This is a genomic window from Helcobacillus massiliensis (assembly GCF_014191425.1).
In the GTDB taxonomy this organism is placed as follows: domain Bacteria; phylum Actinomycetota; class Actinomycetes; order Actinomycetales; family Dermabacteraceae; genus Helcobacillus; species Helcobacillus massiliensis.
Map to the genome: position 1 here is coordinate 1 of NZ_JACHWP010000012.1, position 23,327 is coordinate 23,327.

Genomic DNA, 23,327 nt, shown 5'->3' on the forward strand with positions numbered 1-23,327 from the left:
TTTTTCGGGTGATCCCGTCGGCGCTCCCCGCGAGGATGCGGCTGCCCGTCGGCGCGATCTCGCCAACGATATGGCGCGCGCTGCCCGGTCCCGCCGTGCCGCCTCCAAACGTTCCGCCACTGCAGGTGCGGCCGCGCCCGCGCCGGCTGCTGCGCCGGCTGCTGCGCCGACGTCAGCCCCCTCCGCCGCTCCGACTGCCGCCCCTGCTGCGGCGAGGCCCGCTGCGGCACCGACCGCGGCTCAGCAGAAGGACGCTGACGCCTCCGGCACCAGCGTGGAGGAGAAGGTCCTCTCCCCGGCTGGGGAGACCCGTGCTCCCGCAGCGCCGACCCCTGCACCGGAGCAGTCTCCGGCGGCCGTGACGGCAGCGACCCCGGACGCTGACCAGACTGACGCCCCGGCTGCCGAGTCGGCAGAGCGCACGGATACCGAGAATGCGGCTCCTGCGCCGGCGGCGTCGTCGAAGTCCGCGACCGAGGGCTTCGGGTACGACGATGTGGTGATGGTCGGTGAGGACGAGCGCCGGTTCGATCCCGACGCGGCTGGGCCCGCTGCGGCAGCCGAATCCGAGGCTGACGATGCTCCTGGGGCAGATGCCTCCGCTGAGGCGCCGTCAGCGGCCTCTGAGACGGCTCAGGACCGCTCCGATGAGCACGAGGATCCCTCCGTCGCTGCGGCCGCGTCCGGGGCTGAGGACGAGTCCTCCAGCGCCTCGGAGCTGTCGATCGACACAGACGATCTCGTCGCTGTTCCCGGTGCCGAGTTCGCGGAGCTTCCCATCAATGAGATCCGCGAGAACCCGCGGAACCCGCGCACCGTCTTCGATGAGGAAGCGCTCGATGAGCTGGCGTACTCCCTGCGCGAAGTCGGCGTCCTGCAGCCGGTTGTGGTTCGACCAATTCCGGTCACGGAGAGCGGCGAATCGTTTGAGCTCGTCATGGGTGAGCGCCGTTGGCGCGCCGCGCAGCGCGGTGGGCTGACCTCGATCCCGGCGATCATTCGTGAAACCAGCGACGATGACCTCCTGCGCGATGCTCTGCTGGAGAACCTGCACCGCAGCCAGCTGAACCCCCTGGAAGAGGCCGCCGCGTACGCGCAGCTCCTGGAGGACTTCGGTTCCACGCAGGACGAACTGGCGGAGCGCATCGGCCGCTCCCGTCCCCAGATCACCAACACGCTGCGTCTGCTGAAGCTGGCGCCGCTTGTGCAGCGCCGTGTGGCCTCCGGGGCCCTCTCTGCGGGCCATGCGCGCGCTCTCCTGGCCGTGGACGATCCGAAGCTCCAGGAGGAGCTGGCGGCCCGTGTGGTGGCCGAGGGGCTGTCAGTCCGCGCTGTTGAGCGCCTGATCTCCACAGGCAGCGGCCCGACGGGGCGTGCATCCACTCCCCGCCGCACCACCTACAATCCGCACGTGGTGGACCTGACCTCCCGCATCAGCAACCGCTTCGAAGCTCCGGTCCGGATCGATGTGGGCAAGCGCAAGGGCAAGATCACCTTTGAGTTCTCCTCGATGGAGGATCTCGATCGCCTGGCGTCTCTCCTCGGGATCGACGCCGATGACCTGCCCGGCGAGGGCTGAGCGTCACGGCCTGGTTCTGATTACCATCCGGTAAGGGAGGGTGCCGACGAGTGCCCTCCCTTTTCTCTGCCCATCTCGTCCGTCCGGGTCGAGCGCGGGTGAGCTGTCTGTGCTGCGCAGTGTTCGGTTGTGCTGTGGCGCGTTGAGCTGTGCTGTGCTGTGCTGTGCTGGCTGTGGCTGGGTTGCCGCGGGCTGCTCCGTGCTGACTGTCTCTTCCGTCCACTGACTTGGGGCGAGATCCGTCAGGGTGCTCACCCGCGCTGATCTCACCTCTCGAGTGCTGTATCCACGTGTGTGCACTCTTCTGTGGATAACTCCGTGAAACGATCCCTGACCTGCGCGGATAGTGGCACTGGTCGGGCTCTGGTCAGGACTTGTCGCCCTCTCTCGGGCCGCCTTGTGGACAAGGACAGCGGCACTGATCTGCCGCTAGGTTTCACGTGGAACCTCAGCCCCCGTCCCCACGCATCCTCAGCGGCAGCGCGCGTTGAGTACCAGCGTGACGTCTGGATGGAGCGGCGTGTTTGAGGGATCAGTTCAGGTGCCGGGACCATTGAGTCCGACCCGGCAGATAGGTCGTTTCACGTAGAACTGCTGAGTAATGGACCACGCCCAGGGTGCGCCTATTCGCTTCGCTGTCGGTCCGAGGGTGTGGTGACTTGTCCCAGGAGTCGAGTTTCACGTGGAACCGGTCCGATAAGTGCTGATCAGCGCGTTGTTGGAGGTGTTCCACGTAAAACACTTCGATAGACATGACGTCATGGTTTGCTCCAGTCGGGTCTGGACACCCACTTGTGCGAAAGATAGCTAGCCTCCTCAGGTTTCACGTGAAACAGACCCTTTCCACTAGAACCTTCGCGCACGTAGACACGACAGAGCGATGGGGTACACCCTCCTGACGCTGCACGACTGTGGAGTTCAGCTGACTGCCACCCTCTTGAGTTGTCGTATCTGACTGTGGTTGTACGTGAAACGGCGACGGTGTGGATGCGCAACGCGGGAGGAGTTCGCATGCAGACAATGCCGCGAAGTGGTTCCACGTGAAACACGCTTGTTCAACCTCAGTCAGGACGCAACATCGTGCCGGCCAACCGGCATGCACCCTTGACCCTCTTCGTTTGCTGTGCGGCTAGGAAAACTGTGCCCTGCGGGCATGTCCGTTGATTGACACATTGCGTACTCGGCCGAGGTGGCGGTGGACGTGTAGTTGTGCTCACTCGGTTCCACGTGAAACCAACGCTCTCGGCAACAGAAGCGCAGGCAATCATTCGGAGTGGTATTTCGACCTTGGCAGAGCCGCTGCCCCGAGTCACTGTGTTCGGTCAATCGAAAGTTGTGCTCTTCGGTGGCAATGAGTTCTCAATGTGGGGAGATGCTGCGGTGCTGTGTCTGCGACAGTGTGTTCCACGTGAAACCACTGAGACGGAACGACAGGGAGGGAGCTACGGCCATGGCGACTCTCCACTGGCTCAAGTTGCGGTCGTGCGAGGTTTCACGTGAATCCTCGACGACGTGCCACATTCGGCGGCGTAGGGTGCGAAGGCTCTCCGGCGTGCTTCCTTCCGGTGCAGGCAGTTCCACGTGAAACAGCCTGCGGCACGAGATAGCAAGTGTCGGAGCTCCGGAATGAACGTGCCGCGCGCCCTCGCCGGCGATGGCGACACGTTTCGCGTGGAACGGACCGGTGTGCCTCGGCCTGTTAGAGGCTCTTGTGCGCACCTGACAGTTGCCGGCGCGATCAATGGGGCGCTTGTTTCACGTGAAACGCGACTGACGTGTTTGTAGAAAGCCAAGGCTGGACCAGTGTCCCTACGGCGAGGTGCCGATTGTGATGACGTCTCTGTCTCATCGAAAAGAGTCGGAGGCTGCTATCGGAATCGAGAGGGTGGCTTCCCAACCATGCTGGGACGGCATGTTTCACGTGCAACCAATGAACGGCAATACCCAAAGCCATCCGTTTCACGGGAAACGTTCTGAAAGAGCATCCGGCTGAGGGCGCGGCGTCGTCAGAACCGCCAAGCTCTGTTGGCCCCAAGCCACACTTTTGCCCGCGACTTGGTGGCGACAGCGACCAGTGGGCCGGGCCCGAGGCCCCTGCGGCGTGTGCACGCTGCTGCTGGCCACGCGGCCCATGCGTTTCACGCGGAACTCCGCGTTGAGAAAGCGGCAGGGCGCGCATTCCTCTTTGTAGGGGGACGGGTCGGCATCTGGCCCCCAGCCTCTCCTCTGGAAGGGTTGCGATTGAGGTGAGCCAAGGCCCGGGGCTGACTGTTATCCACGAGTGTGCAATCAATTGTGGAAGAACGTGGTCCGGTCGAGTTATCCACAGTGATGGTGACAACGTCAGTGATCGCTAAGCGGGGTTCCACGTGGAACCGGTATGGCACATAGGCGGTAAAATCGCAGGTCAGAGGTGATTTTCGGCTCTTTGAGAAGCGCTCACCGTGCGAGCGCACGCGACGAGGGCCGGAGCGCACGGCCTGGGATCTGCACAGACTTGTATCCACAAGGTTGTGGATAACCTAGTGGATGGCTGGGGACAAGTGAGCTTGACCCAACAAGGCGCGGGGCCAGTAGCTGCGGTCCGGCACGCCTGGCGCCCAGCTGGCGACCCAGGCGGACGGGATGAACGGATTACGGATGCAGCAGTCGCTCGATAGCGTCGACGACCTCGTACTTCGGCCGGGCTCCCCGGAGAAGTGTGATTGGCGAATCGGCAAGTGCGCCAGGGCCGTCACCGCCATCATTATGCCCCTCTCCGCCCGGAGCTGAGTGCGCCGCTGCCGCGTGTAGGCCGGCCTCGGGAATGAGGAGCCATGTTGGGAGGCGACGCTCAGTTGCGGTATCGCCAATCAGAGCTGCCGTGTCGTCTTCGACCGCTTCCAGAAGCTGCGCGGGACGGCTTCTGGAGAACACTGGCAACTGCTTCAGGTCATCAGAAGTTGGGAAACCGTCGGACACATCCACGGTCGCTGTCGTGACACGCGGCCCCATGACTTGGCCGATCTCCTCCGCCGCCAGCACTGCCGGCAGGGAGGGAATGCTCCACCGCGCCCAGAACACCACGGCCGACACGTGGGCACCGGCCGCCGGCGCAACAGGAGCAGCCGCAGCAGGAACGCCAGCGGCAGGGGAAGCCTCCACTGGGCCTTCCCCGCCGCTGCCCGCTGCATGCACACCGCCGGAGCGGTCCGAACTGCTCAGACGTCGTCCTTCGCCAGCAGGTAGCGCTCAGCATCCAGAGCCGCCGAGCAGCCGGAGCCGGCCGCGGTGATCGCCTGACGGTACGTGTGGTCCACAACGTCGCCGCACGCGAACACACCCTCGAGGTTCGTCAGCGTGGACCGCCCCTGAACGGCGATGTACCCGGCCTCATCGAGCTCCAGCTGGTCCTTCACCAGGTCAGTGCGCGGCAGGTGCCCAATGGCCTGGAAGAACCCGTCGGCCTCCACCTGGGAGGTCTTCCCGGTGACCGTGTCGCGGATCGTGAGGCCCGTGAGCGCGTTCTCGCCGTGCAGCTCCGTCACTTCGGTGTTCCACATGATGGTGAGCTTCGGGTCGTTCTCGGCGCGGCGCACCATTGCCTTGGAGGCGCGCAGCTCGTCGCGGCGGTGCATCAGGGTGACGTCACCGAAGCGGGTGAGGAACGTTGCCTCCTCCACCGCGCTGTCGCCGCCGCCGACCACCACGAGCTTCTTGTCCTTGAAGAAGAAGCCGTCGCAGGTGGCGCACCAGGAGACGCCCTTGCCCGTCAGTTCGTCCTCGCGTGCGAGGCCGAGCTTGCGGTACGCGGATCCCGTCGCGATGATGACCGCGCGTGCACGATGCACCTCGCCGGACTCCGTCTCGATCTCCTTGATCTCGCCGTCCAGCTGCAGACGCACCGCATCCTCGTACACGAGCTCCGCGCCGAAGCGCTCCGCCTGCTCCTGCATGTTCGTCATCAGCTCCGGGCCCATGATGCCCTCGGGGAAGCCGGGGAAGTTCTCCACGTCCGTGGTGGTCATGAGGGCGCCGCCCGCGTCGAGGGAGCCGGCGATCACCAGGGGCTTCAGCTCGGCGCGGGCCGCGTACACGGCGGCGGTGTAGCCGGCCGGGCCGGACCCCACGATCACAACCTCCCGCACCGGCGAATCGGCCTGCGGCTCCGCACCGGCCTCGGGCGCGGCCTGCGGGGCGGCATCGGAGTCGCCGACTCCGATGCCGAAGCCGGAGATGGAGCTGAGGATCGACGGGTTGGTCTCAGTGTTCACGAGGGTCCTTTCTTCGCAGAGGCGCTGCGGTCAGAGAACGGGTCAGCGGCCGGGACGGGCCGACGGGGTCGGGTGGCGGACAGTGGAGGCGGGGCGGTCGGGGCCGGGGAACCGGTCGGCGGGCCGACGGAGCCGGGATCTAGGACGTGGGCACGAGCTTCACGGCTCCGTTCCACAGGCGGGAACTGCTCGCCCCCTTCGATTCGGGGGTTCCACAGGAAGAACGCACAACCGTCGCGTTCACTTCCCCGCCCTCGGTGTGGATCACGTCAGCGGTGGTCGCGGAGTGCACCAGCAGCCAGGCCGGCCCTGAATCCATCCACGACACCTCCTCGATCATGAGGATCTGGTCGTCCACGCCCTGCTCCTGCATGCAGGCGGTGACGTCGAACGAAGCGGGGTTCTGCAGAGTTCCGGTGTCCACGAGGCGCTGCACCTCCTTACCGATGGAGTTCTCCGTCAGCACCGGCAGGCCGGACGCGTCCACTCCCCGTTCCGACTGCGACCCCGCCGGCACCGCCGCCGAGGTCGAGGTCTGGCTGGACACGCTCAGGCCCCAGGACAGCATCACGCCGAGCAGGATCGCGGCCGCGATCAGCAGCAGCATGATCGACGGCGGCATCCCGATCGCCTCCTTCAGCGGAGTCCTCAGGATCCGGGCGCGGCGTCCACGGCCCCGCCCGCTCCCCGGCTCTCCCGCGCGGCGCGGGGTCACGCGCCGCCGGGACCCGGGCTGGTCGCTGCGCTTCGCCACCGAGTCACTTCACCTCGACTTCGGCGACGTCCACACGGAAGCGGCCGTTCGGCAGGGCGCCCGGCTTCGGCGACCACAGCATCAGCCGCTCAGCCTCCACGGGCTCCTCCGGCTTCAGCGACATCTCACCCGGGTTCAGATCCGTGGAGGCGAGGACGTCACCGGGGGTGCCGTCGGGGTTCACGGTGCGCAGCTCCAAGGTGCCGCCCTGCGCCTCACCACCGTGCACGATCACCTCGGTGACCTCGCCCTTCTTCTCGAAGTTCAGCAGCACACCCATGCCGTTGCGGAGGTTCCCGAAGTCCTCGCTGGCGTACTCCTTGGTCTTCCACACGGTGCCCATGTCGCCGTCCTTGATGCGGCCCGCGTTCTCCGGGTAGTCCGCCTTCGAGGGGTCCTCCGGGTACACGATCTCGGCATTCTTCAGCGCCGCCGGCTCGACCTTCGGCTCCTCCGACTTCGCCGGCTCCGGGGACTTCTCCGCCGGAGCCTCCGACTCCGCGGTCGCGGTCGGCTCCACAGTCTTCGCGGGCTCACTGGAGACCCCGCGGTCGCGGTTCACCGAGGTGACCGTGTTGATCGCCAGGAACCCGGCGAGCGCCACCAGCACGATCATCAGAATGATCAGGATGCGGGACTGATAGCTGCGGCCGTCACCACGAGCATCACCGGTGCTGAGCGAGTCCGGGTCATCCGATGCGAAGGCCACCCCAACCACGTCGCGCAGCAGCGACGGGGAATCGCGCTCGCCGGTGTCCTCGGTGGGCGGCTCCGTCATGGACCGCTGGCGCCCCGGCACCGGGATCGCGGGCGCGCCGGCACCGCGAGGGGTGTCGTTCGCGCTGGTCAGCGCTGCGGCGGCCGACGGGTGCACCGGCTCCACCGGTGCGGATCGCCCGGACCGCTTCGACGGATTGACAGGCTCGGGCGCGCCCGTCGGCTTCGACGGGTCGACCGGCGCAGGGGCCTCCGACGCCGTCGGCACGGACCCCACGCCCGTCGGATCGTGGGGGGTGCGCCCACCCGTACTCGCGGAACCGGCAGCGCCGAGAGCGGCGGCACCCGCGGCACCCGCAGCGGCGCTGGACGAACTGGACATCGCGATCCCGCCGGTGGTGGTCGCCGGCTCCCCGCTCAGCGACTCGGTGCGGCCCGCCACCCGCAGCGGACCGGTCGCGGCGGCGCTCTCCGCCTCAGCGCGGGTCTGCTGCCTGTCGGTGCGGGAGGAGAACTCGGGGGCGGGGCCGATCGCGTCGCCCCACGCCTGCGTGGCCGGCGCGCCCGAATCGGCAGCGCCAGCAGCGGCGGCGCCGCCCGTGGCAGTGCCAGCGGCGGCAGCGCCCGCGGTCGAGGCGCCAGCAGTGCCGGCGCCGGGGGCGGTGTCGTCGGCGGAGCCGTCAGCGAGGACGGAGGGGCTCGTCGGGGCGTCGTCGCCCACGGGCCCCGCTGCGAAAGCGCTGCCGGCGGCCGTGGAACCGGACGCGGCCGCAGGATCCGTCGGCTCCGAGGCGGACTCGGAGGCCGGCTGGTCGGAGACGGTCCCGGCGGCGGGCGCCTGGTCAGCGGGAGCATCATCAGCGGGCGCGTCCTTGACCGGCGGCTCCTCGCCGCGCATCACGGCCAGCTGCGCCGCCGACAGCGGCTGCGGCGCCCCCACTCGCTGCTCCGGATCGAACGCCTCCAGCGTCACCGGCAGCGACTGCCACGGCCGCAGATCATTGTGCACATCCTGCGGCTCGTACACCGGGTCGCCCACCTGCGGAGCCACATACGTCAGCGCCATCACCGTGATGTCCCGCAGGTCATCCGGCACCGTCCGCGCCGACGCCAGCTGCGGATCCACCACATCGGACCCGCCGAAGAACTCACTGTCCCGGCCCGTCAGGCCCACGAACAGGATCCGGCCCAGGGACCGCGCATCCGGGTCCACCGTTCCCGGCTCGCCCTCACCGCTGCCGCGGCCGGCGCCCGAGGTCAGGCCCACGATGTCCAGGTCGCTCAGCGCCGCGGACTCCACGCCCGCACCCAGGATCAGCACCCGGTCAGCGTCCGCATCCACGAACACACGGTCCTCATCCAGCAGGCGATGCGTCACACCCTTGCGGCGCGCCGCCTCCAGCGCCACCGACGCCTGCCCGGCGATCGACCGCACCGTCTCCGGGCGCAGCGCACGCTCACGCGCCATGTCCGACAGCGACGGCGCATCGACCCGCTCGTACACGACAGCCGCCACGGCAGTGCCGTCGTCGTCGGTCAGCTCATGAACAGCGGCGATCGGCACCAGCGACTGGTGCACCACCAGCTGAGAGCGCCGCGCCGCATCCGCCACATCCGCGGCGATCTCCCCGCGCGCGAGGAAGACGAGGACGCTGCCGCCCTCCTTCTCACCCACATGCCAGGTGGCGCCGTCCACAGGGTGCGCGGGCAGCGTCCGGTCCGCGGGGGCCTCGCCCTCGCCGTCGAACCCGGGCAGGATCGCGTACTCCTTGAGGAATGCGTCCACCGTGGAATGCTCGGCCATCCAGTCACCTCTGCTCGGCAATGGTCATCCTGACTTCAGTCATCGGGTCATCGGCCGCACACGGCCGGAACGCGCCTCCCGGCGCAGGGCCCGCGGCCGATACCGCTTCCCCATGGTAGACGCACGGCGTGCGGATCACCTCGAGCGCTTCAGCCGTCGGCCCACGAACGCCCCCATGGCGCGGATCTCCTCCACCCGCAGCACGAACGCTGCACCGATGAACAGAGCCGCCATCACCGCACCGATCGCGCCGCACACCAGCACCGCCACCGGACGGCTCGACCACACCCAGTCATGCGCCGCGTGCAGCAGCCCCCACCCGGCAGCGCCGGACACGACCGCCGCCACCAGCAGACGCAGGAACGTGGAGATCGTCAGGCCCAGGCCGTGCGGCCGCACCCCCAGGCGCTGCAGCTTCCGACGCAGCATCCACGTGCCCATGCCCCACGCCATCAGGTTGCCGATGCTGGTGACCAGCGCCGCCGCCGGGGTCGCGAACTGCGGATCCACCAGGCGCGAGATCGGAATGATCATCGCCAGGCTGAACGCGGTGACGGGGATCTGCGTCAGGAAGCTCATCCGCGCGTCCTCATACGCGTAGAAGAACCGCTTGGTCAGGTACAGCGACGCGAACGGCAGCAGACCCACCATGTACGCGGCCAGCACCAGGCCGTTCGCTTCGGCGGACGTCGGCGTGGTTCCACCGATCGCCACCCACATGATCGGTCCCGCCAGCACCCCGAACAGCACACTGAACAGGATCATCGGCACCATCAGGATGCGGCCCGTCTCCGCGTACGTCTCGAACGCGCCCTGGTGATCGCCGTCGCGGGCATGCCGGGAGATCTGCGTGAACACGCTCGTCACCAGCGCCACCGCGATGATGCCCTGCGGCACCATGAACACCGTGTAGGACCAGTCCAGCGCCGCCAGACCCGCATACTTCTGCGCCTCCGCAGTGCGGCCCTCCTGGTGCAGGCGCGAAATCGCATCCACCGTGGGGCCGGACGCCCACCGAGTGGCGAACACGCCGATCTGCCCCAGGATCACCATCGCCAGGGTCCACATGCCGAGCTTGCCGAGGGTGCGCAGGCCGAGGTTGCGGAAGCCCCACTTCAGGCGGATCCGCAGCCCGATGCGGTGCGTCCAGTACCAGAGGAACGCCGACTGCACCACGGAGCCGGAGACCTGGATGCCGGCGAGCATCAGCACCATCGGCATCGTCCACGCCGTCGGGTCCGGCTGCGACCCGAACAGCACCAGGAACGCGATCGAGGAGAGGATCGCCATGATGTTGTTCAGAGCCGGCGCCCACTGGAACGGGCCGAACGACTCGTGCGCGTTCAGCACCTGCCCGAACATAACGTACAGCGCCGACAGCAGCATCTGCGGCAGCAGGAAGTACGCCAGCGTGGTCGCCGCCTGCATCGTCACCGGGTCGAGGTTCGAGTTCGCCACCACCAGCAGCGGCGTCACCAGCAGCATCGCCAGCGCCGTCGCCGCACCCGTCACCACCAGGATCAGGGTGGTCAGGCGCGACATGTAGTCGTCGCCGCCGTCGGGCCGCTTCATCGCCCGCACGATCGCCGGCACCAGGATCGCGTTGAGGGTGCCGCCGCCGATCAGCAGCCACAGCGAGCTCGGCAGGATGTTCGCCGCGGAGAACGAGTTCGCCGCCACCGTGCTGGTGCCGCCCAGCACCATGCCGAGCAGGAAGTTGCGGACGAACCCGAGGATGCGGGAAACGGTGGAGCCGGCCGCCATGAGCGCGGAGGCGCGCATGTGGGCGGCGCGCCCGCGCTGCGGGGCCGCAGGTGCGGAGGAGTCCGAAGGCATGGAGTCGGGGGCCTCACTTCTCATTGATGGTCTCAGGGGTCTGCACGCCGGGGCTGCGGGCGTCGGAGCGGCCGGAGCGGCCCGCCCGGATCACACCCGCCACCACGAGAACGGCCATGCCCACCACGATGATGAGCGTGGTCCGGTTCTCCCAGGCGGGATTGGCGTGGACCTCCACGGACTGCGTCCCGAACGGCTTCGACCCGTCCGGGGTCACGAGGGTGACGTCGAGGTCGAGGGTGCCGTTGGCGATCGCCTCGATCGGCACTGACACGTCCACGGAGGAGTGCGGCGGGATCGTCACCGCGCCCGGCTCCTTCTGGATCCGGACGATCCGCTTCGACACCGACAGGTCCGGCGTCACCGTGACCGGGGTGTCGAAGTCGTTGCGGATCGTGATCGGCAGACCGACGGAGGAGGACGCCAGGTTGTAGCTGGAGGCCATCGTCACCGTCACTCGCTTGTGGAAGTCACTGCTGAAGTCCACGGTTCTCTCCGCCAGCGCGGTCGCCAGCGCGTCATCGCGCGCGGCCCGCGGCGAGGTGGACGCGAACGCCGTCAGCAGCGGCGGGTTCGCCCGCGTCTGGTCCTTCATCATGGACCGCAGCGGCAGGATCTGCCCCACCGCCGCGTCCGACACCGTCACCACATCGCCGGACACCGCGGGGCGGTCCGCCGGAGAATCGGGCCGCTCCAGGGTGCCGTCGGCCCCGATGGCGACGGGCGCGAGGGAGGCCGACGGGCCCCTCCACAGCAGAGACTGCGACCCCTTGTCCACCCACAGGCTGCGGGTGCCGCTGCCGGAGCGCGCCGCATCCACCAGGTCACTGGTGGGGCGCTGCTCCACCCACGGCGCGTCCGCCAGGGCGTCCATCCCCGCCGTCATCGTGGTGGGGTCGAGCGTCGCCGACGGGTCCGGGGAGATCAGCACGTGCCGCGGCGCGTTCGTGGACTGCCCGGAGATCACGGCGGTGTCCGCCAGCACCTGCTGGCGGATCAGCATCGGGTCGGTCACTGAGGAGTCCGCTTCGCTGAGGGCGCTGAGGCGGGTGTCGTACGCCAGCAGCGGAACGCTCGGACCCCGCTTCCCGCTGCCCTTAGCGGGGTCGAGGCGGCCGTAGCCGCTGGTGGTGACCTGCGGCTCCGGGGTGGAGCCGAGGGACTCCGCGGGCACCAGGACGATGTCGGCGCCGCGGCCGGCGGCGTCCTGCGCGTGGCGCGCGGAGGCCTCCCCCGGTGCGAGCCGCACCGTCGAGCCGGCGGGCGTGACGGACCGCGCGTTCAGGACCCGGCCGGTCTCGGCGCTCCCGGCGGCGGCGAGGCGGGACTTCGCATCCACCGCGAGGGGGTCGAACTGGCCGTACGGCGCGGCGATGACGGTGCGGTCCTCGGCGGCGTCGGTGAGCGCGGAGGCGGTGGCGGCGGCCGTCGGATCAGCGACCCACGGCTCGGAGGAGGCCCAGGCGGCCGCGGGGTCGTCGGCCTGCGCGCTCGGGGACGGCGACGGGCTCGCCGACCCCTCAGTGCCCTCGTCGCCGCCCTTCTGCTTCTTCGCAGTCGAGGCGGCCGGCTCCTCCGCCAGTGACTGCGGCACCGGCACCGACGCCAGCATCGACGGATCCAGCAGCCAGTCCGCATCGGGGCGCCGCGCCACCTCCAGCTGCTTCTTCATCGTCCCGGAGTTCAGCGACTCGGCGTACCCGGCGGGATCGGTGACGGCCTGCGCCGGCACCTCGGAGCGCACCGGCACCAGGGTGGACACGCCCGTGGTGGGCAGGTCCTGCGCGTCCTGCGGCTGCCACACGATGAACGAGCGGACAGCGGAGACGCTCTTCTGCCCCTCCAGCGGGAGCAGGTTCGGCGCCTCGGGGCCGGTGATCGCGGTGGAGTCGTTCGCGGCTGCGGCCGAGGAGGTGCCGGCGCCGTCGGCGGCATCGGCGGACGCCTGGGACCCGTCGGCCGGGCCGAGCGTCACCAGGGTGAGGGACACGGCCCGCGCGCCCCAATGGTCGGGGCTGGGGCCGAGACCGAGATCGGCGGCGCGCGCGGTCACCACGAATTCCGCGGACTTCCCGGGAGCGATCGTGGACCGGGGTGAGAGCGCGACGGCAGAGCCGAGGTCCTTCAGCCCGTCGGTCGCGGCCCAGCGGCTGATGTCCTCCCGATCGTCCAGGCGGGGGCGCTTGATGCCGAGCTGCACCGCGGCGCGCTCCAGCGGCTCCTCGCCCGTGTTCGTGACCGTCACCTTCACGGTGAGGGTGGAGTCGGGGGTGACGGCGGCGGGCGCCATGTGCGTGATCGTCATCCGCACCCCGTCGCGCTCCATCGGGGCGATCGGCACGGCGGGCGCGGCGTCGGCTGTGCGGGCGCCGCCCGCGGTGGGCTGGGGTGCAGAGGGGCTGCGGGGGGCGGCCGGGCCGGTCGGGCCGGTCGGTGCGGAGGGGGCCGACGGGGCCGGGCGGATAGACTGGGCGGACAGAGCTGCGGCGCTCGCGGCCTGCGGCACCACTGCGATGCACAGAAGCATGAGGAGCGCGCTGATGACAGCACGCACCCCCCTCATGGTCGCCTGGGTCCGCATGACCACTACTGTAAAGTGCCGAGCCCCCGGACGCAGAGGCCGCGCCGCCATCTGCAGACGGCCATCACGAATCCCACACGAAAGAGCCCCGTGAGCGAACCCGAGAACGAGACCAGCCGCCCCGACGCCGTCGAGCAGGCCCGCACCAGAGCGGAGAAGATGTTCCGGGCCCTGCCCCAGGAGATCCACGACCTGGGCCGCCTCTTCGAGGACGCCGGGCATGAGCTCGCCCTCGTCGGCGGCCCCGTGCGCGACGCCATCCTCGGCCGCTCCAGCAGCGACCTCGACTTCACCACCAGCGCCCGCCCCGACGACACCGAGGCGATCCTCAAGCGCTGGGGCGGCACCATCTGGGACATGGGCCGCGACTTCGGCACCCTCGGCGCGCAGAAGGCCGGCGTGCAGGTGGAGATCACCACCTACCGCTCCGAAACCTACGATCCGCTCTCCCGCAAGCCCGAGGTCTCCTACGGCGACACGATCGACGGGGACCTCTCCCGCCGCGACTTCACCGTCAACGCGATGGCGGTGCGCCTGCCGTCCCTGGAGTTCATCGACCCGTTCGGCGGCCTCGAGGACCTCGCCCACGGGCTGCTGCGCACCCCCGTGCGCGCCGAGCAGTCGTTCAGCGACGACCCGCTGCGGATGATGCGCGCCGTCCGCTTCGCCTCCCAGCTCGGCTTCGAGATCGAGGATGCGACGGCCGCCGCCGTCACCCAGCTCGCCGAGCGCATCGACATCGTCTCCGCCGAACGCGTCCGCGACGAGCTGGTGAAGCTCATCAACGGCGCCGAGCCGCGACGCGGCCTCGAGCAGATGGTGGACCTCGGCCTCGCCGAATACGTCCTGCCGGAGCTGCCCGCGCTGCGGCTGGAGCGCGACGAGCACCACCACCACAAGGACGTGTACGAGCACACGCTCACCGTGCTGGAGCAGGCGATCGACCTCGAGACCGACGCCGACGGCCCCTGCCCCCGGCCCGACTTCGTGCTCCGCTTCGCCGCCCTCATGCACGACATCGGCAAACCGGACACGCGCCGCTTCGAGAAGGGCGGGCAGGTCACGTTCCGCTTCCACGAGATCGTGGGCGCCCGCATGACCGCGAAGCGGATGAAGCAGCTGCGGTTCGACAAGGACACCACGAAGGCCGTCACCCGCCTGGTGGAGCTGCACCTGCGCTTCCACGGCTACGCCGACGGCGAATGGACCGACTCCGCGGTGCGCCGCTACGTCACTGACGCCGGCCCCGTGCTGCAGCACCTGCATCGCCTCACCCGCGCTGACTGCACCACCCGCAACAAGCGCAAGGCGCGCCGTCTCGCCTCCGCCTACGACGACCTGGAGCGCCGCATCGACGAGCTCGCCCAGCAGGAGGAGATCGACGCGATCCGCCCCGACCTCGACGGCAGGCAGATCATGGAGATCCTCGACCTCGCGCCCGGGCCCGTGGTCGGCGAGGCGTACAAGCACATGCTTGAGGTGCGGATGGACGAGGGTCCTCTCAGCCAGGAGGAGGCCACCGAGCGGCTGCGCGCCTGGTGGCGGGCCCGCAGCGTCGACTGACGCTCGCCCCTGGCCGCCGGGCCCGGGGCGCCGCGCGGCGCCCGGAGGAATGGGGACGGTCTGTGCAGATGCGGTGTGAACTGAATCGGGTGCAGGTGTTCACCACCAGGGAATGGACCTAGGCTCTGATCACTCCCATCAATCGGAAGGAATCGACCGCGTGAGCGACAAATCGTCAGGCAAGGATCCTCACCGCCCCAGCCGGGCGGCCAGCGGATCGCGCCGCACCGTGCGCACCCCCGGTTCGGAGTCGTCGGGTCGCCGCAGCGCCGGAGCCGGCGCCGCAGCCGCCTCCACCAGGCGCACCCCTGCCGGTGGTCGGCGCCGTCGCGCCGCCGGGACGGCCGCGGCCGGTTCCGCCGCTGCCCGCCCCAAGGGCAACCTGATCGGCTGGCCCCGCGCCGGCAAGAAGGGCCTGTGGCGCTGGATCCCGTCGTTCCGTCTGCTGGCCCTCGTCGGTGCCCTGCTGATCCTCGCCGGTGTCGGCGTCGGCGTGTGGTTCTACAACGACACCGACGTGCCGGAGCCGACGGACGTCGCAGTCGCCCAGACCTCCCGCGTCTACTTCTCCGACGGCACCACCCTGATGGGTGAGTTCAGCGAAATCGACCGCACGATCCTGCCCTCGGACGAGATCCCGCAGAACGTGAAGGACGCCGTGGTGGCGTCCGAGGACTCGTCGTTCTACGAGAACCGCGGCGTGTCCCCGAAGGGCATTGTGCGCGCCTTCGTCAACAACGTGTCCGGCGGCGCCCAGCAGGGCGGCTCCACCATCACCCAGCAGTACGTGGAGCGCTACCACACCGGCACCCAGACCGGATACCTGGGCAAGGCCCGTGAGGCCGTGATGGCGCTGAAGATCGACCAGGAGCTCTCCAAGGACGAGATCCTGTCCCGCTACCTCAACACCATCTACTTCGGCCGCGGCGCGTACGGCATCGAAGCGGCCGCGCAGGCGTACTTCAACAAGCCGGCGAAGGACCTCAGCGACTCCGAGGCCGCGATGCTCGTGGGCCTGATCCCCGCGCCGTCGTCCTGGGATCCCGCGGTGAACGAGAAGATGGCGCAGCAGCGCTGGGCTCGCGTGATCTCCCGCCAGGTGAACGACACGAAGACGCTGACCGAGAAGGAAGCGGACGCGATGGAGTTCCCCGAGGTGAAGAAGCCGAAGAAGGAGAACCGCTTCGGCGGCACCAACGGCTACCTCCTCGCGGAGGTGAAGAAGGAGCTCGAGGCGAAGGGCCTGACCCCGGAGGAGCTCGACACCGGCGGCTACCACATCGTCTCCACGATCGACAAGAAGAAGCAGCAGTACGCCGTTGACGCCGTCAACAGCCTGCCGGAGGACCGCCCCGAGCGGAACCATGTCGGCACGGTCACGATCGACCCGAACAACGGTGAGATCGTCTCCATGTACGGCGGCAAGGACTACATCACCCAGGGCCGCAACGACGCCACCCAGTCGCGCATGCAGGCCGGCTCGATCTTCAAGACCTTCACCCTGGTCGCAGCCCTCGAGGACGGCTACGGCCTCCGCTCCCGGTGGGACGGCGACTCGCCGAAGGACATCCGCGGCTGGAAGGTGAAGAACTTCGGCAACACCTCCTACGGCCGCGTGGACCTGAAGAAGGCCACCACCAACTCGATCAACACCGCCTACGGGCAGCTGAACTTCGAGATGGGGCCGGAGCGCACGAAGGAGACCGCGATCAAGCTCGGCCTGCCGGAGAAGACCCCGGGCCTGGACGGCGACGTCACCAACGTGCTCGGCACCGCGTCCCCGACGGTGCGGGAGATGGGCGAGGCGTACGCGACCATCGCCTCCGGCGGCATCTACCGCCCCTCGCACATCGTGCGCGAGGTGAAGAACCCCGACGGTTCCGTGCGGTATAAGCCGAAGGACGAAGCCAAGCGTGTGCTGGACGAGGGCGTGGCCACCAACGCCATCGAGGCACTGACCGGCCCGCCCTCGCAGCAGGGGTCGGCTCGCCGTGTCGCCCAGAACATGGACGGCCGCCCCGTGGCCGGCAAGACCGGCACCTCCGAGAAGTTCCACTCCGCATGGTTCGTGGGCTTCACCCCGCAGCTCGTGACGAGCGTGGGCATGTTCCAGCCCACCGAGGACGGCAAGGGCTCGGAGTCCCTCACTCCGTTCGGTGAGTTCGATCAGATCACCGGCGCCACGTTCCCCTCCCTGCTCTGGGTGGACATCATGAAGCCGTCCCTGGAGGGCGAGCCGTTCATGGAGTTCCCGCCGCCGGGTGACCTGCCGCAGAAGCAGCGGTCCAAGACGGACCAGAAGGCTGTGAACGAGCAGCGCCAGAAGGAGCGTCAGCAGCGCCAGGAGCAGGAGAAGGCGCGCCAGGAGGAGCAGCGCCAGCAGAAGGAGGAGCAGGACAAGAAGACCGAGGAGGAGCGCAAGAAGCGCGAAGAGGAGAAGAAGCAGGAAGAGGAGAAGAAGAAGCAGGAAGAGGAGAAGAAGAAGCAGGAGGAAGAGAAGAAGAAGCAGGAAGAGGAGAAGAAGAAGCAGGAAGAGGAGAAGAAGAAGCAGGAAGAGGAGAAGAAGAAGCAGGAGGAGGAGCGCAAGAAGCGCGAGGAGGAGGAGAAGAAGACTCCCGCCCCCACCACCCCTGCTCCAGCACCGGATCCTGCTGATCCTCCGGCGACGCAGCCGACTGCGGACAGCCCGGCCGCTGATGCGCCCGGCACTGCCCCGCGCTGATCGACTCCGCTCCTGCGGCGCTGGGCTGCTTCCCCACTGTGCCGCTCCATCACTGCGCCGCTCCACTACTGTGCGAAGGCGCCGTCCCTCCCCGGGATCATGGGGACGGGCGGCGCCTTCGCCGTTGCCGGCACCCGTCAGCCCCTGCCGGCGCCCGTCGGTCCCTGCCAGCACCCGTCGGCCTCCCCGGTCGCGCGGGTGAGGCTTATGCCACCAGCGATCGCTCTTCTGCCCGGTCGCTGGGCGCGGTAGGGTTGGAGTTCGTGTGGGCGGACCTCGCCCACCAGCATGACCCTCCTGCCACGGAAGGACCGTGGCCGCGATAGACCACAGGAGGTGGGTATACACACATGCGTAACTACGAGATGGTTGTGATCCTGGACCCGTCGATTGACGAGCGCACCGTTGGATCCACGTTCGAGAAGCTCGTGCAGGTCGTCCCCGCTGAGGGCGGCAAGATCGAGAACGTCGATGTCTGGGGCAAGCGCAAGTTCGCCTACGAGATCAACAAGAAGGCCGAGGGCATCTACGTGGTCCTCTCCTTCGTCTCCAAGCCCGAGACCGCTGCCGAGCTCGACCGTCAGCTGGGCCTCAACGAGTCCGTGCTGCGCACCAAGCTGATGCGCACCGACGCCAAGTGATCTAGTCGACCTCCGTACACGAACCTCATCAGGGAAGAGAAGGCAATGGCTGGCGAAACCGTCATCACCGTGGTCGGGAACCTGACCGCGGACCCCGAACTGCGATTCACGAACTCCGGAGTGCCCGTGGCGGGCTTCACCATCGCGTCCACTCCGCGAACCTTCGACCGTCAGGCCGGGGAATGGAAGGACGGCGAAGCCCTCTTCCTGCGCTGCTCCATCTGGCGCGACGCCGCTGAGAACGTCGCCGAGTCCCTCACCAAGGGCACCCGCGTCATCGCTCAGGGCCGCTTGAAGCAGCGTTCCTTCACTGACCGCGACGGCAACAACCGCACCACCATCGAACTCGATGTCGATGAGATCGGTCCGGCTCTGCGCTACGCCACGGCCAAGCCCACCCGCGTTCAGCGCGGCGGTGGCGGCGGTGGCTTCGGCGGCAACCAGGGCGGCGGCTTCGGCGGCGGCCAGGGCGGTCAGCAGGGAGGCTTCGGCGGAGGTCAGGGCGGCTACGGTCAGAACCAGGGCAACCAGGGCGGCTACGGCAACCAGGGCGGCTACGGTCAGGGCCAGAACCAGGGCGGTCAGGCACCGCAGGACGTCGACCCGTGGGGCGGCTCCGGCGGCGCTGAAGAGCCCCCGCCCTTCTAGATCCCTCACCGGCCGCACACGCGGCCACCATGACCTCCACGCGCGGCCGGAACGGCTGCGGCGAGGCGGTCACGGATCCGTCGGCCGGACCTCAGCGGTCCGCCGGCCGGGAAGCCCCGGCGCCCGACGGGTTCACAACCACACCTATTCACCCCATCCCGGGCTGAAACCCCGGGCTCCATGAAAGCTGAAGGAGCACCACGATGGCGAAGCCAGTTCTTCGTAAGCCGAAGAAGAAGCAGAACCCGCTGAAGGCGGCCGGCATCGAGTCGGTCGACTACAAGGACGCTGCACTTCTCCGCAAGTTCATCTCCGACCGCGGCAAGATCCGCGCACGCCGTGTGACCGGCGTGTCCGTCCAGGAGCAGCGCCAGATCGCCAAGGCCGTCAAGAACGCCCGCGAGATCGCTCTTCTGCCCTACTCGACCACCGGTCGCTGATCAGGAAAGGAAGAGACACTCACATGGCAACCACCACGAAGCTCATCCTCACCCACTCGGTCGCCAAGCTCGGCGCTGCCGGCGAGGTCGTTGAGGTCAAGTCCGGCTACGCACGCAACTTCCTGCTGCCGCGCAACCTGGCCACCCCGTGGACCAAGGGCGCACAGCGTCAGATCGAGCAGATGGCCGCTGCACGCTCCAAGCGTGCGATCGCTTCCCTCGAGGACGCACAGGCCCTGCGCGACCTGCTGAAGACCCGCCCGCTGGTCATCGCTGAGCGCGCCGGCGAGTCCGGCCGCCTGTTCGGCGCCGTCACCTCCGGTGAGGTCGCCGACGCCGTCAAGGAGACCTTCGACCGCGAGATCGACCGCCGCACCGTGGCGTTCGACGCTCCGATCAAGACCCTCGGCGAGTACACCGTCACGATCCACCTGCACGACGAGGTCGATGCCAAGGTCATCGTCCAGGTCGTCGCAGCGAAGGGCGCCCGCGCCTGATAGCGACGCTGGTCGCGTGATCGTCTGAGAACCCGCTGGTGGTGGGGCTTCGGCCCCGCTGCTGGCGGGTTCCCGCATGCCTGCGCGCGGGTTCCGCGTCGCGCGGTCGGCGGTTGCCCGTGTCCCCGCTCGGGCCACTGCTCGCGCCTTCGGCTTGAACTTGCGGGGAATCATCCACGCCTGTGCTCCGGGTTGTGAACTTGTGGGGAATCATCCACGCGTGGAGGGCTTCTGAGGTGGATGATTCTTCCCAAGTTCGAGAGGGGGTCTGGAGAGGTGGATGATTCTTCCGAATTTTGGCGATCGCCCTCCCGGGGGCAGGGATGAGCAGTGCGCACGGCCGCAGTGAGCATCGCGGCATCCCGGGGGCAATGAGCATCTGGGTATCCCAGCTGAGGGAAGGGGCGCACATCGCAGATCGGGCCGGTGGTGCCGATGTTGAATCGGGGGAGCCCGGTGCCGATGTTGAATCGGTGGAGCCCGGTGCCGATGCCGACCCAGTGGAGCTCGGTGCCGATGCTGATTCGGCGGAACCAGGGGCCGGCGGCGATTCGGCGGAACCAGGGGCCGGCGGCGCGTCGGTGGATTCGCCTGCGCCAGCTGTGACCGTGGGGTACTTTGGCCGGATGGACAACGAAGACACCCCCTCGAGCGGCTCCCACTCATCGGGAACCCGCTCATCCCATCCCTCCGCACAGTCCGACCCGCAGCGTCCCGCAGCATCGAGTTCCGGCACCGTCGCCGGCCCCGGCACGGGCAGCACCACCGCAGACCCGGCCGCCGTCGGCCTCTCCCGCACGCTGTCCCACCGCCAGATGGCGATGATCGCGATGGGCTCCGCCCTCGGCACCGGCCTGTTCCTCGGGTCCGGGCAGGCGATCGCCGTGGCCGGACCCGCCGTCATCATCTCGTTCGCGATCGGCTCCGCCATCGCCGCCACCATCGCCCTGACCATGGGTGAAATGGCGTCCCGCTACCCCGTGCGCGGCGGCTTCGGCACCCTCGCCGCCCGGTTCCTGTCCCCGTTCTGGGGCTACCTGGTGCGGTGGCTGTACTGGTTCGTGACCCTGTGCGTGACCGGCGCTGAACTGGTCGCCTGCGCCACCTACCTGCAGTACTGGTTCCCGCAGGTGCACCTCGGGTGGGGCATCCTCGTGTTCGCCGTCGCCGTGATCGCGGTGAACCTCTACAGCGTGAACTCCTTCGGCGTGATCGAGTTCTTCCTGTCATCCATCAAGGTGATCGCGGTGCTCGCGTTCATCATCGTGGGCCTGTTCTTCGTGTTCGTGGGCACGGGCAGCCACCCGGCGCCGGGACTGCAGAACTGGACGAACGACGGCGGCTTCCTGCCCAACGGCATCGGTGCCGTATGGCTGGCGATGAGCATCGTGATGTTCTCCTTCGGCGGCATCGAGCTGCTGAGCGTCTCCGCCGCTGAGGCGAAGAATCCGGCGCGGTCGATCCGCGTGGCGGCCCAGACCACGATCGTGCGGCTCGCGTTCTTCTACGTGATGGCGATCGGCATCGTGGTGGCGCTGGTGCCGTGGCAGTCGGCTGCGCAGGCCGACGGGGTCGAGCAGTCCCCGTTCGTCCGCGTCTTCGACTACGCCGGCATCCCGGGAGCCGCATCCATCACGAACTTCGTGGTGCTGATCGCGGCCCTGAGTGCCGCGAACGCGAACCTGTACGCGTCGAGCCGGATGATGCATTCGCTGTCGGTGGACCGTCTCGGCCCGGCGTTCGCGCGCTACACCACGCGTCGCAATGTGCCGCTGGCGGCGATGAGCCTGACGATCGTGTTCATCGTGGCGGTGGCGATCCTCGCCGCGACCGGGGTCGGCAACATCTTCGGTCTGCTGATGGCGATCGTGGTGTTCTCGGTGACGCTGGTGTGGGCGCTGATCCTCGTCACCTACATCGCGTACCGGCCCACGCGCGACGGCCTGGAGACGTTCCACGCCCCCGGCGGCACCGTCATGGCGGTGCTGGGCCTGATCGGGCTGGTCTTCGTGTTCTCGACCGTGGTCGCTGTCGAGTCGATGACGCTCGCGGCGATGCTGGGTGTTCCGGCGGTGGCGCTGATGGCGATCGCGTACGCCGCGGTGTTCCGCAGGCGTGTGGATGCTGCGGAGATCGACGAGTCGTTCGTGGAGGCGGAGCAGGCCCGTACGCTGACGGACTGAAGCCCGGGCCGTGTGCTCGAGAGCAGAAGGAGGCGGGCGCAGCTGTGCCCGCCTCCTTCGTCGCTGTCCTGGGGCGTCCCGTCTACTGTGAGGGTGTCGGCACAGTCGCCGGCATCGCCGAGAGGAGCTCCTGATGACCCCGATCCGTTCCCGCAGCCCGTTCTCGTCCGCCCGGCGCCTCAGCGGCATCACGGCTGGTGCCGGCATCGCCGCGCTGCTGCTCACCAGCTGCGGCGGTGTCACCCCTGATGGGGAGGGGGCCGACGCGTCCTCCACGTCCACTGACTCCTCCACGTCCGCAGGGCAGGACTCCTCGTCCGATGGCGGGGCCCCGACGGCCGGTGCGGATGGGACTGCAGCCTCCGACGGCGGCACGTCCGACGGCGGTGCGTCCGATGGTGGAGCCTCCGGCGGCACATCTGACGCCGGCGGCGCCCATGGCGAGGTGAAGGGCGCTCCCGCGGTGACGCTGGCGCAGCCCGGCCCCACCGGTTTCTTCACCATCGCCGCTGACGACGGCGCGGACACTCTGAGCCCGGAGGAGCTGTCCTCCGGCATCGAATCGTCCCTGCCGGACAGCAGTGGCGCTGAGTGTGACGGCCCGTTGGATCTGACGGACCCGTCGGCCTCCGTGACCTGCCGGGAGAAGGGCGCCCCCGAGGGGAAGGGCGTCCTGACGGTGACGCCGATGGTGACTGCCCGCGCTGATGGTGACGAGACCGGGGGCGCGCTGGTGACAACGGGGACGCCGCTGCAGAGCGAACTCGCACAGCTCGTGGCGGATCGGCAGGATTCGAACCAGCTGACGGTGGTGTCCTTCGGCCAGGGCGGCATGTTCGGCGTGGACCAGGAGGTGCCGAAGGCGGACGTGGAGCAGATCGCGATGAGTGCCCTGGGGAAGGTGGGTCTGGAGAAGGACCTGACGGCGGTGGACTGTGAGGGGCCGCTGTCGCAGTCGCAGAGCGCCACGGCGTGCACGTTCACCACGAAGCACGGCGACACGTGGCAGGGCTACGCTTTCCTGGGCATGACGCCGTCGCAGGACATGGGGCTCACGGTGCTGATCCCCACGGAGGCGTTCCCCGCCGAGTGATCGCGCCGCCGCCCGC

15 protein-coding genes are annotated in these 23,327 nt (G+C 68.7%); 9 read left to right on the top strand and 6 right to left on the bottom strand.

From position 1 onward, the window contains the following. The coding region (locus FHX50_RS10315; protein WP_246371020.1) for a ParB/RepB/Spo0J family partition protein at positions 1-1,579 on the top strand (1,579 nt) is incomplete at its 5' end. A 2,634-nt stretch (positions 1,580-4,213) separates the two neighbouring features. On the opposite strand, the gene FHX50_RS10320 is transcribed toward FHX50_RS10315, so the two are convergent. From FHX50_RS10320 to FHX50_RS10345, 6 genes are all read right to left on the bottom strand, one after another. After that, positions 4,214-4,654, bottom strand: a complete 441-nt coding sequence (locus FHX50_RS10320) for a hypothetical protein (protein ID WP_183377117.1) — start codon at positions 4,652-4,654, stop codon at positions 4,214-4,216. Positions 4,655-4,779: 125 nt separating this feature from the next. After that, on the bottom strand, positions 4,780-5,808 hold the full coding sequence (trxB, locus tag FHX50_RS10325) for a thioredoxin-disulfide reductase (RefSeq protein ID WP_415829918.1): 1,029 nt from the start codon (positions 5,806-5,808) through the stop codon (positions 4,780-4,782). A 163-nt stretch (positions 5,809-5,971) separates the two neighbouring features. Continuing rightward, positions 5,972-6,454, bottom strand: a complete 483-nt coding sequence (locus FHX50_RS10330; protein WP_183377118.1) for a hypothetical protein — start codon at positions 6,452-6,454, stop codon at positions 5,972-5,974. Between the two features lie 136 nt (positions 6,455-6,590). Then, the gene (locus FHX50_RS10335) at positions 6,591-9,107 is read right to left on the bottom strand and encodes a protein kinase family protein (RefSeq protein WP_183377119.1); all 2,517 of its coding nucleotides are present in this window, start codon (positions 9,105-9,107) and stop codon (positions 6,591-6,593) included. Between the two features lie 135 nt (positions 9,108-9,242). Further along, on the bottom strand, positions 9,243-10,943 hold the full coding sequence (murJ, locus tag FHX50_RS10340) for a murein biosynthesis integral membrane protein MurJ (RefSeq protein WP_183377120.1): 1,701 nt from the start codon (positions 10,941-10,943) through the stop codon (positions 9,243-9,245). 13 nt (positions 10,944-10,956) lie between these two features. After that, the gene (locus tag FHX50_RS10345; RefSeq protein ID WP_183377121.1) at positions 10,957-13,497 is read right to left on the bottom strand and encodes a DUF6049 family protein; all 2,541 of its coding nucleotides are present in this window, start codon (positions 13,495-13,497) and stop codon (positions 10,957-10,959) included. Between the two features lie 186 nt (positions 13,498-13,683). Between FHX50_RS10345 and FHX50_RS10350 the strand changes: the two genes are divergently transcribed. The 8 genes from FHX50_RS10350 to FHX50_RS10385 all read left to right on the top strand — a co-directional run bounded on the left by FHX50_RS10350 (position 13,684) and on the right by FHX50_RS10385 (position 23,311). Next, positions 13,684-15,087 carry a CCA tRNA nucleotidyltransferase gene (locus FHX50_RS10350; RefSeq protein ID WP_183377143.1) on the top strand — a complete coding sequence of 468 codons (1,404 nt, stop codon included), beginning with the start codon at positions 13,684-13,686 and terminating at the stop codon, positions 15,085-15,087. A 160-nt stretch (positions 15,088-15,247) separates the two neighbouring features. Continuing rightward, the gene (locus tag FHX50_RS10355; protein WP_343064088.1) at positions 15,248-17,809 is read left to right on the top strand and encodes a transglycosylase domain-containing protein; all 2,562 of its coding nucleotides are present in this window, start codon (positions 15,248-15,250) and stop codon (positions 17,807-17,809) included. A gap of 350 nt (positions 17,810-18,159) precedes the next feature. Next, entirely contained in the window at positions 18,160-18,450 is a 291-nt protein-coding gene (gene rpsF / locus FHX50_RS10360) for a 30S ribosomal protein S6 (RefSeq protein WP_183377123.1), read from the top strand. 45 nt (positions 18,451-18,495) lie between these two features. Further along, positions 18,496-19,098 carry a single-stranded DNA-binding protein gene (locus tag FHX50_RS10365; protein WP_183377124.1) on the top strand — a complete coding sequence of 201 codons (603 nt, stop codon included), beginning with the start codon at positions 18,496-18,498 and terminating at the stop codon, positions 19,096-19,098. Between the two features lie 203 nt (positions 19,099-19,301). After that, positions 19,302-19,538, top strand: a complete 237-nt coding sequence (gene rpsR, locus FHX50_RS10370) for a 30S ribosomal protein S18 (protein WP_183377125.1) — start codon at positions 19,302-19,304, stop codon at positions 19,536-19,538. A 23-nt stretch (positions 19,539-19,561) separates the two neighbouring features. Next, a complete protein-coding gene (gene rplI / locus FHX50_RS10375; RefSeq protein ID WP_183377126.1) occupies positions 19,562-20,035 on the top strand; it encodes a 50S ribosomal protein L9 in 474 nt (157 codons plus the stop codon). 626 nt (positions 20,036-20,661) lie between these two features. Continuing rightward, entirely contained in the window at positions 20,662-22,218 is a 1,557-nt protein-coding gene (locus FHX50_RS10380) for an amino acid permease (protein WP_239376378.1), read from the top strand. A gap of 133 nt (positions 22,219-22,351) precedes the next feature. Beyond that, the gene (locus FHX50_RS10385; protein ID WP_183377127.1) at positions 22,352-23,311 is read left to right on the top strand and encodes a hypothetical protein; all 960 of its coding nucleotides are present in this window, start codon (positions 22,352-22,354) and stop codon (positions 23,309-23,311) included. Positions 23,312-23,327 lie beyond the last annotated feature (16 nt).

Bases quoted from the DNA above. Each gene is read 5' to 3' on its own strand.
- FHX50_RS10330 (WP_183377118.1), bottom strand. From the start codon at position 6,454: ATGCCGCCGTCGATCATGCTGCTGCTGATCGCGGCCGCGATCCTGCTC.
- FHX50_RS10335 (WP_183377119.1), bottom strand. From the start codon at position 9,107: ATGGCCGAGCATTCCACGGTGGACGCATTCCTCAAGGAGTACGCGATC.
- murJ (WP_183377120.1), bottom strand. From the start codon at position 10,943: ATGCCTTCGGACTCCTCCGCACCTGCGGCCCCGCAGCGCGGGCGCGCC.
- FHX50_RS10350 (WP_183377143.1), top strand. From the start codon at position 13,684: ATGTTCCGGGCCCTGCCCCAGGAGATCCACGACCTGGGCCGCCTCTTC.
- rpsF (WP_183377123.1), top strand. From the start codon at position 18,160: ATGCGTAACTACGAGATGGTTGTGATCCTGGACCCGTCGATTGACGAG.
- FHX50_RS10365 (WP_183377124.1), top strand. From the start codon at position 18,496: ATGGCTGGCGAAACCGTCATCACCGTGGTCGGGAACCTGACCGCGGAC.
- rpsR (WP_183377125.1), top strand. From the start codon at position 19,302: ATGGCGAAGCCAGTTCTTCGTAAGCCGAAGAAGAAGCAGAACCCGCTG.
- rplI (WP_183377126.1), top strand. From the start codon at position 19,562: ATGGCAACCACCACGAAGCTCATCCTCACCCACTCGGTCGCCAAGCTC.
- FHX50_RS10380 (WP_239376378.1), top strand. From the start codon at position 20,662: ATGGACAACGAAGACACCCCCTCGAGCGGCTCCCACTCATCGGGAACC.
- FHX50_RS10385 (WP_183377127.1), top strand. From the start codon at position 22,352: ATGACCCCGATCCGTTCCCGCAGCCCGTTCTCGTCCGCCCGGCGCCTC.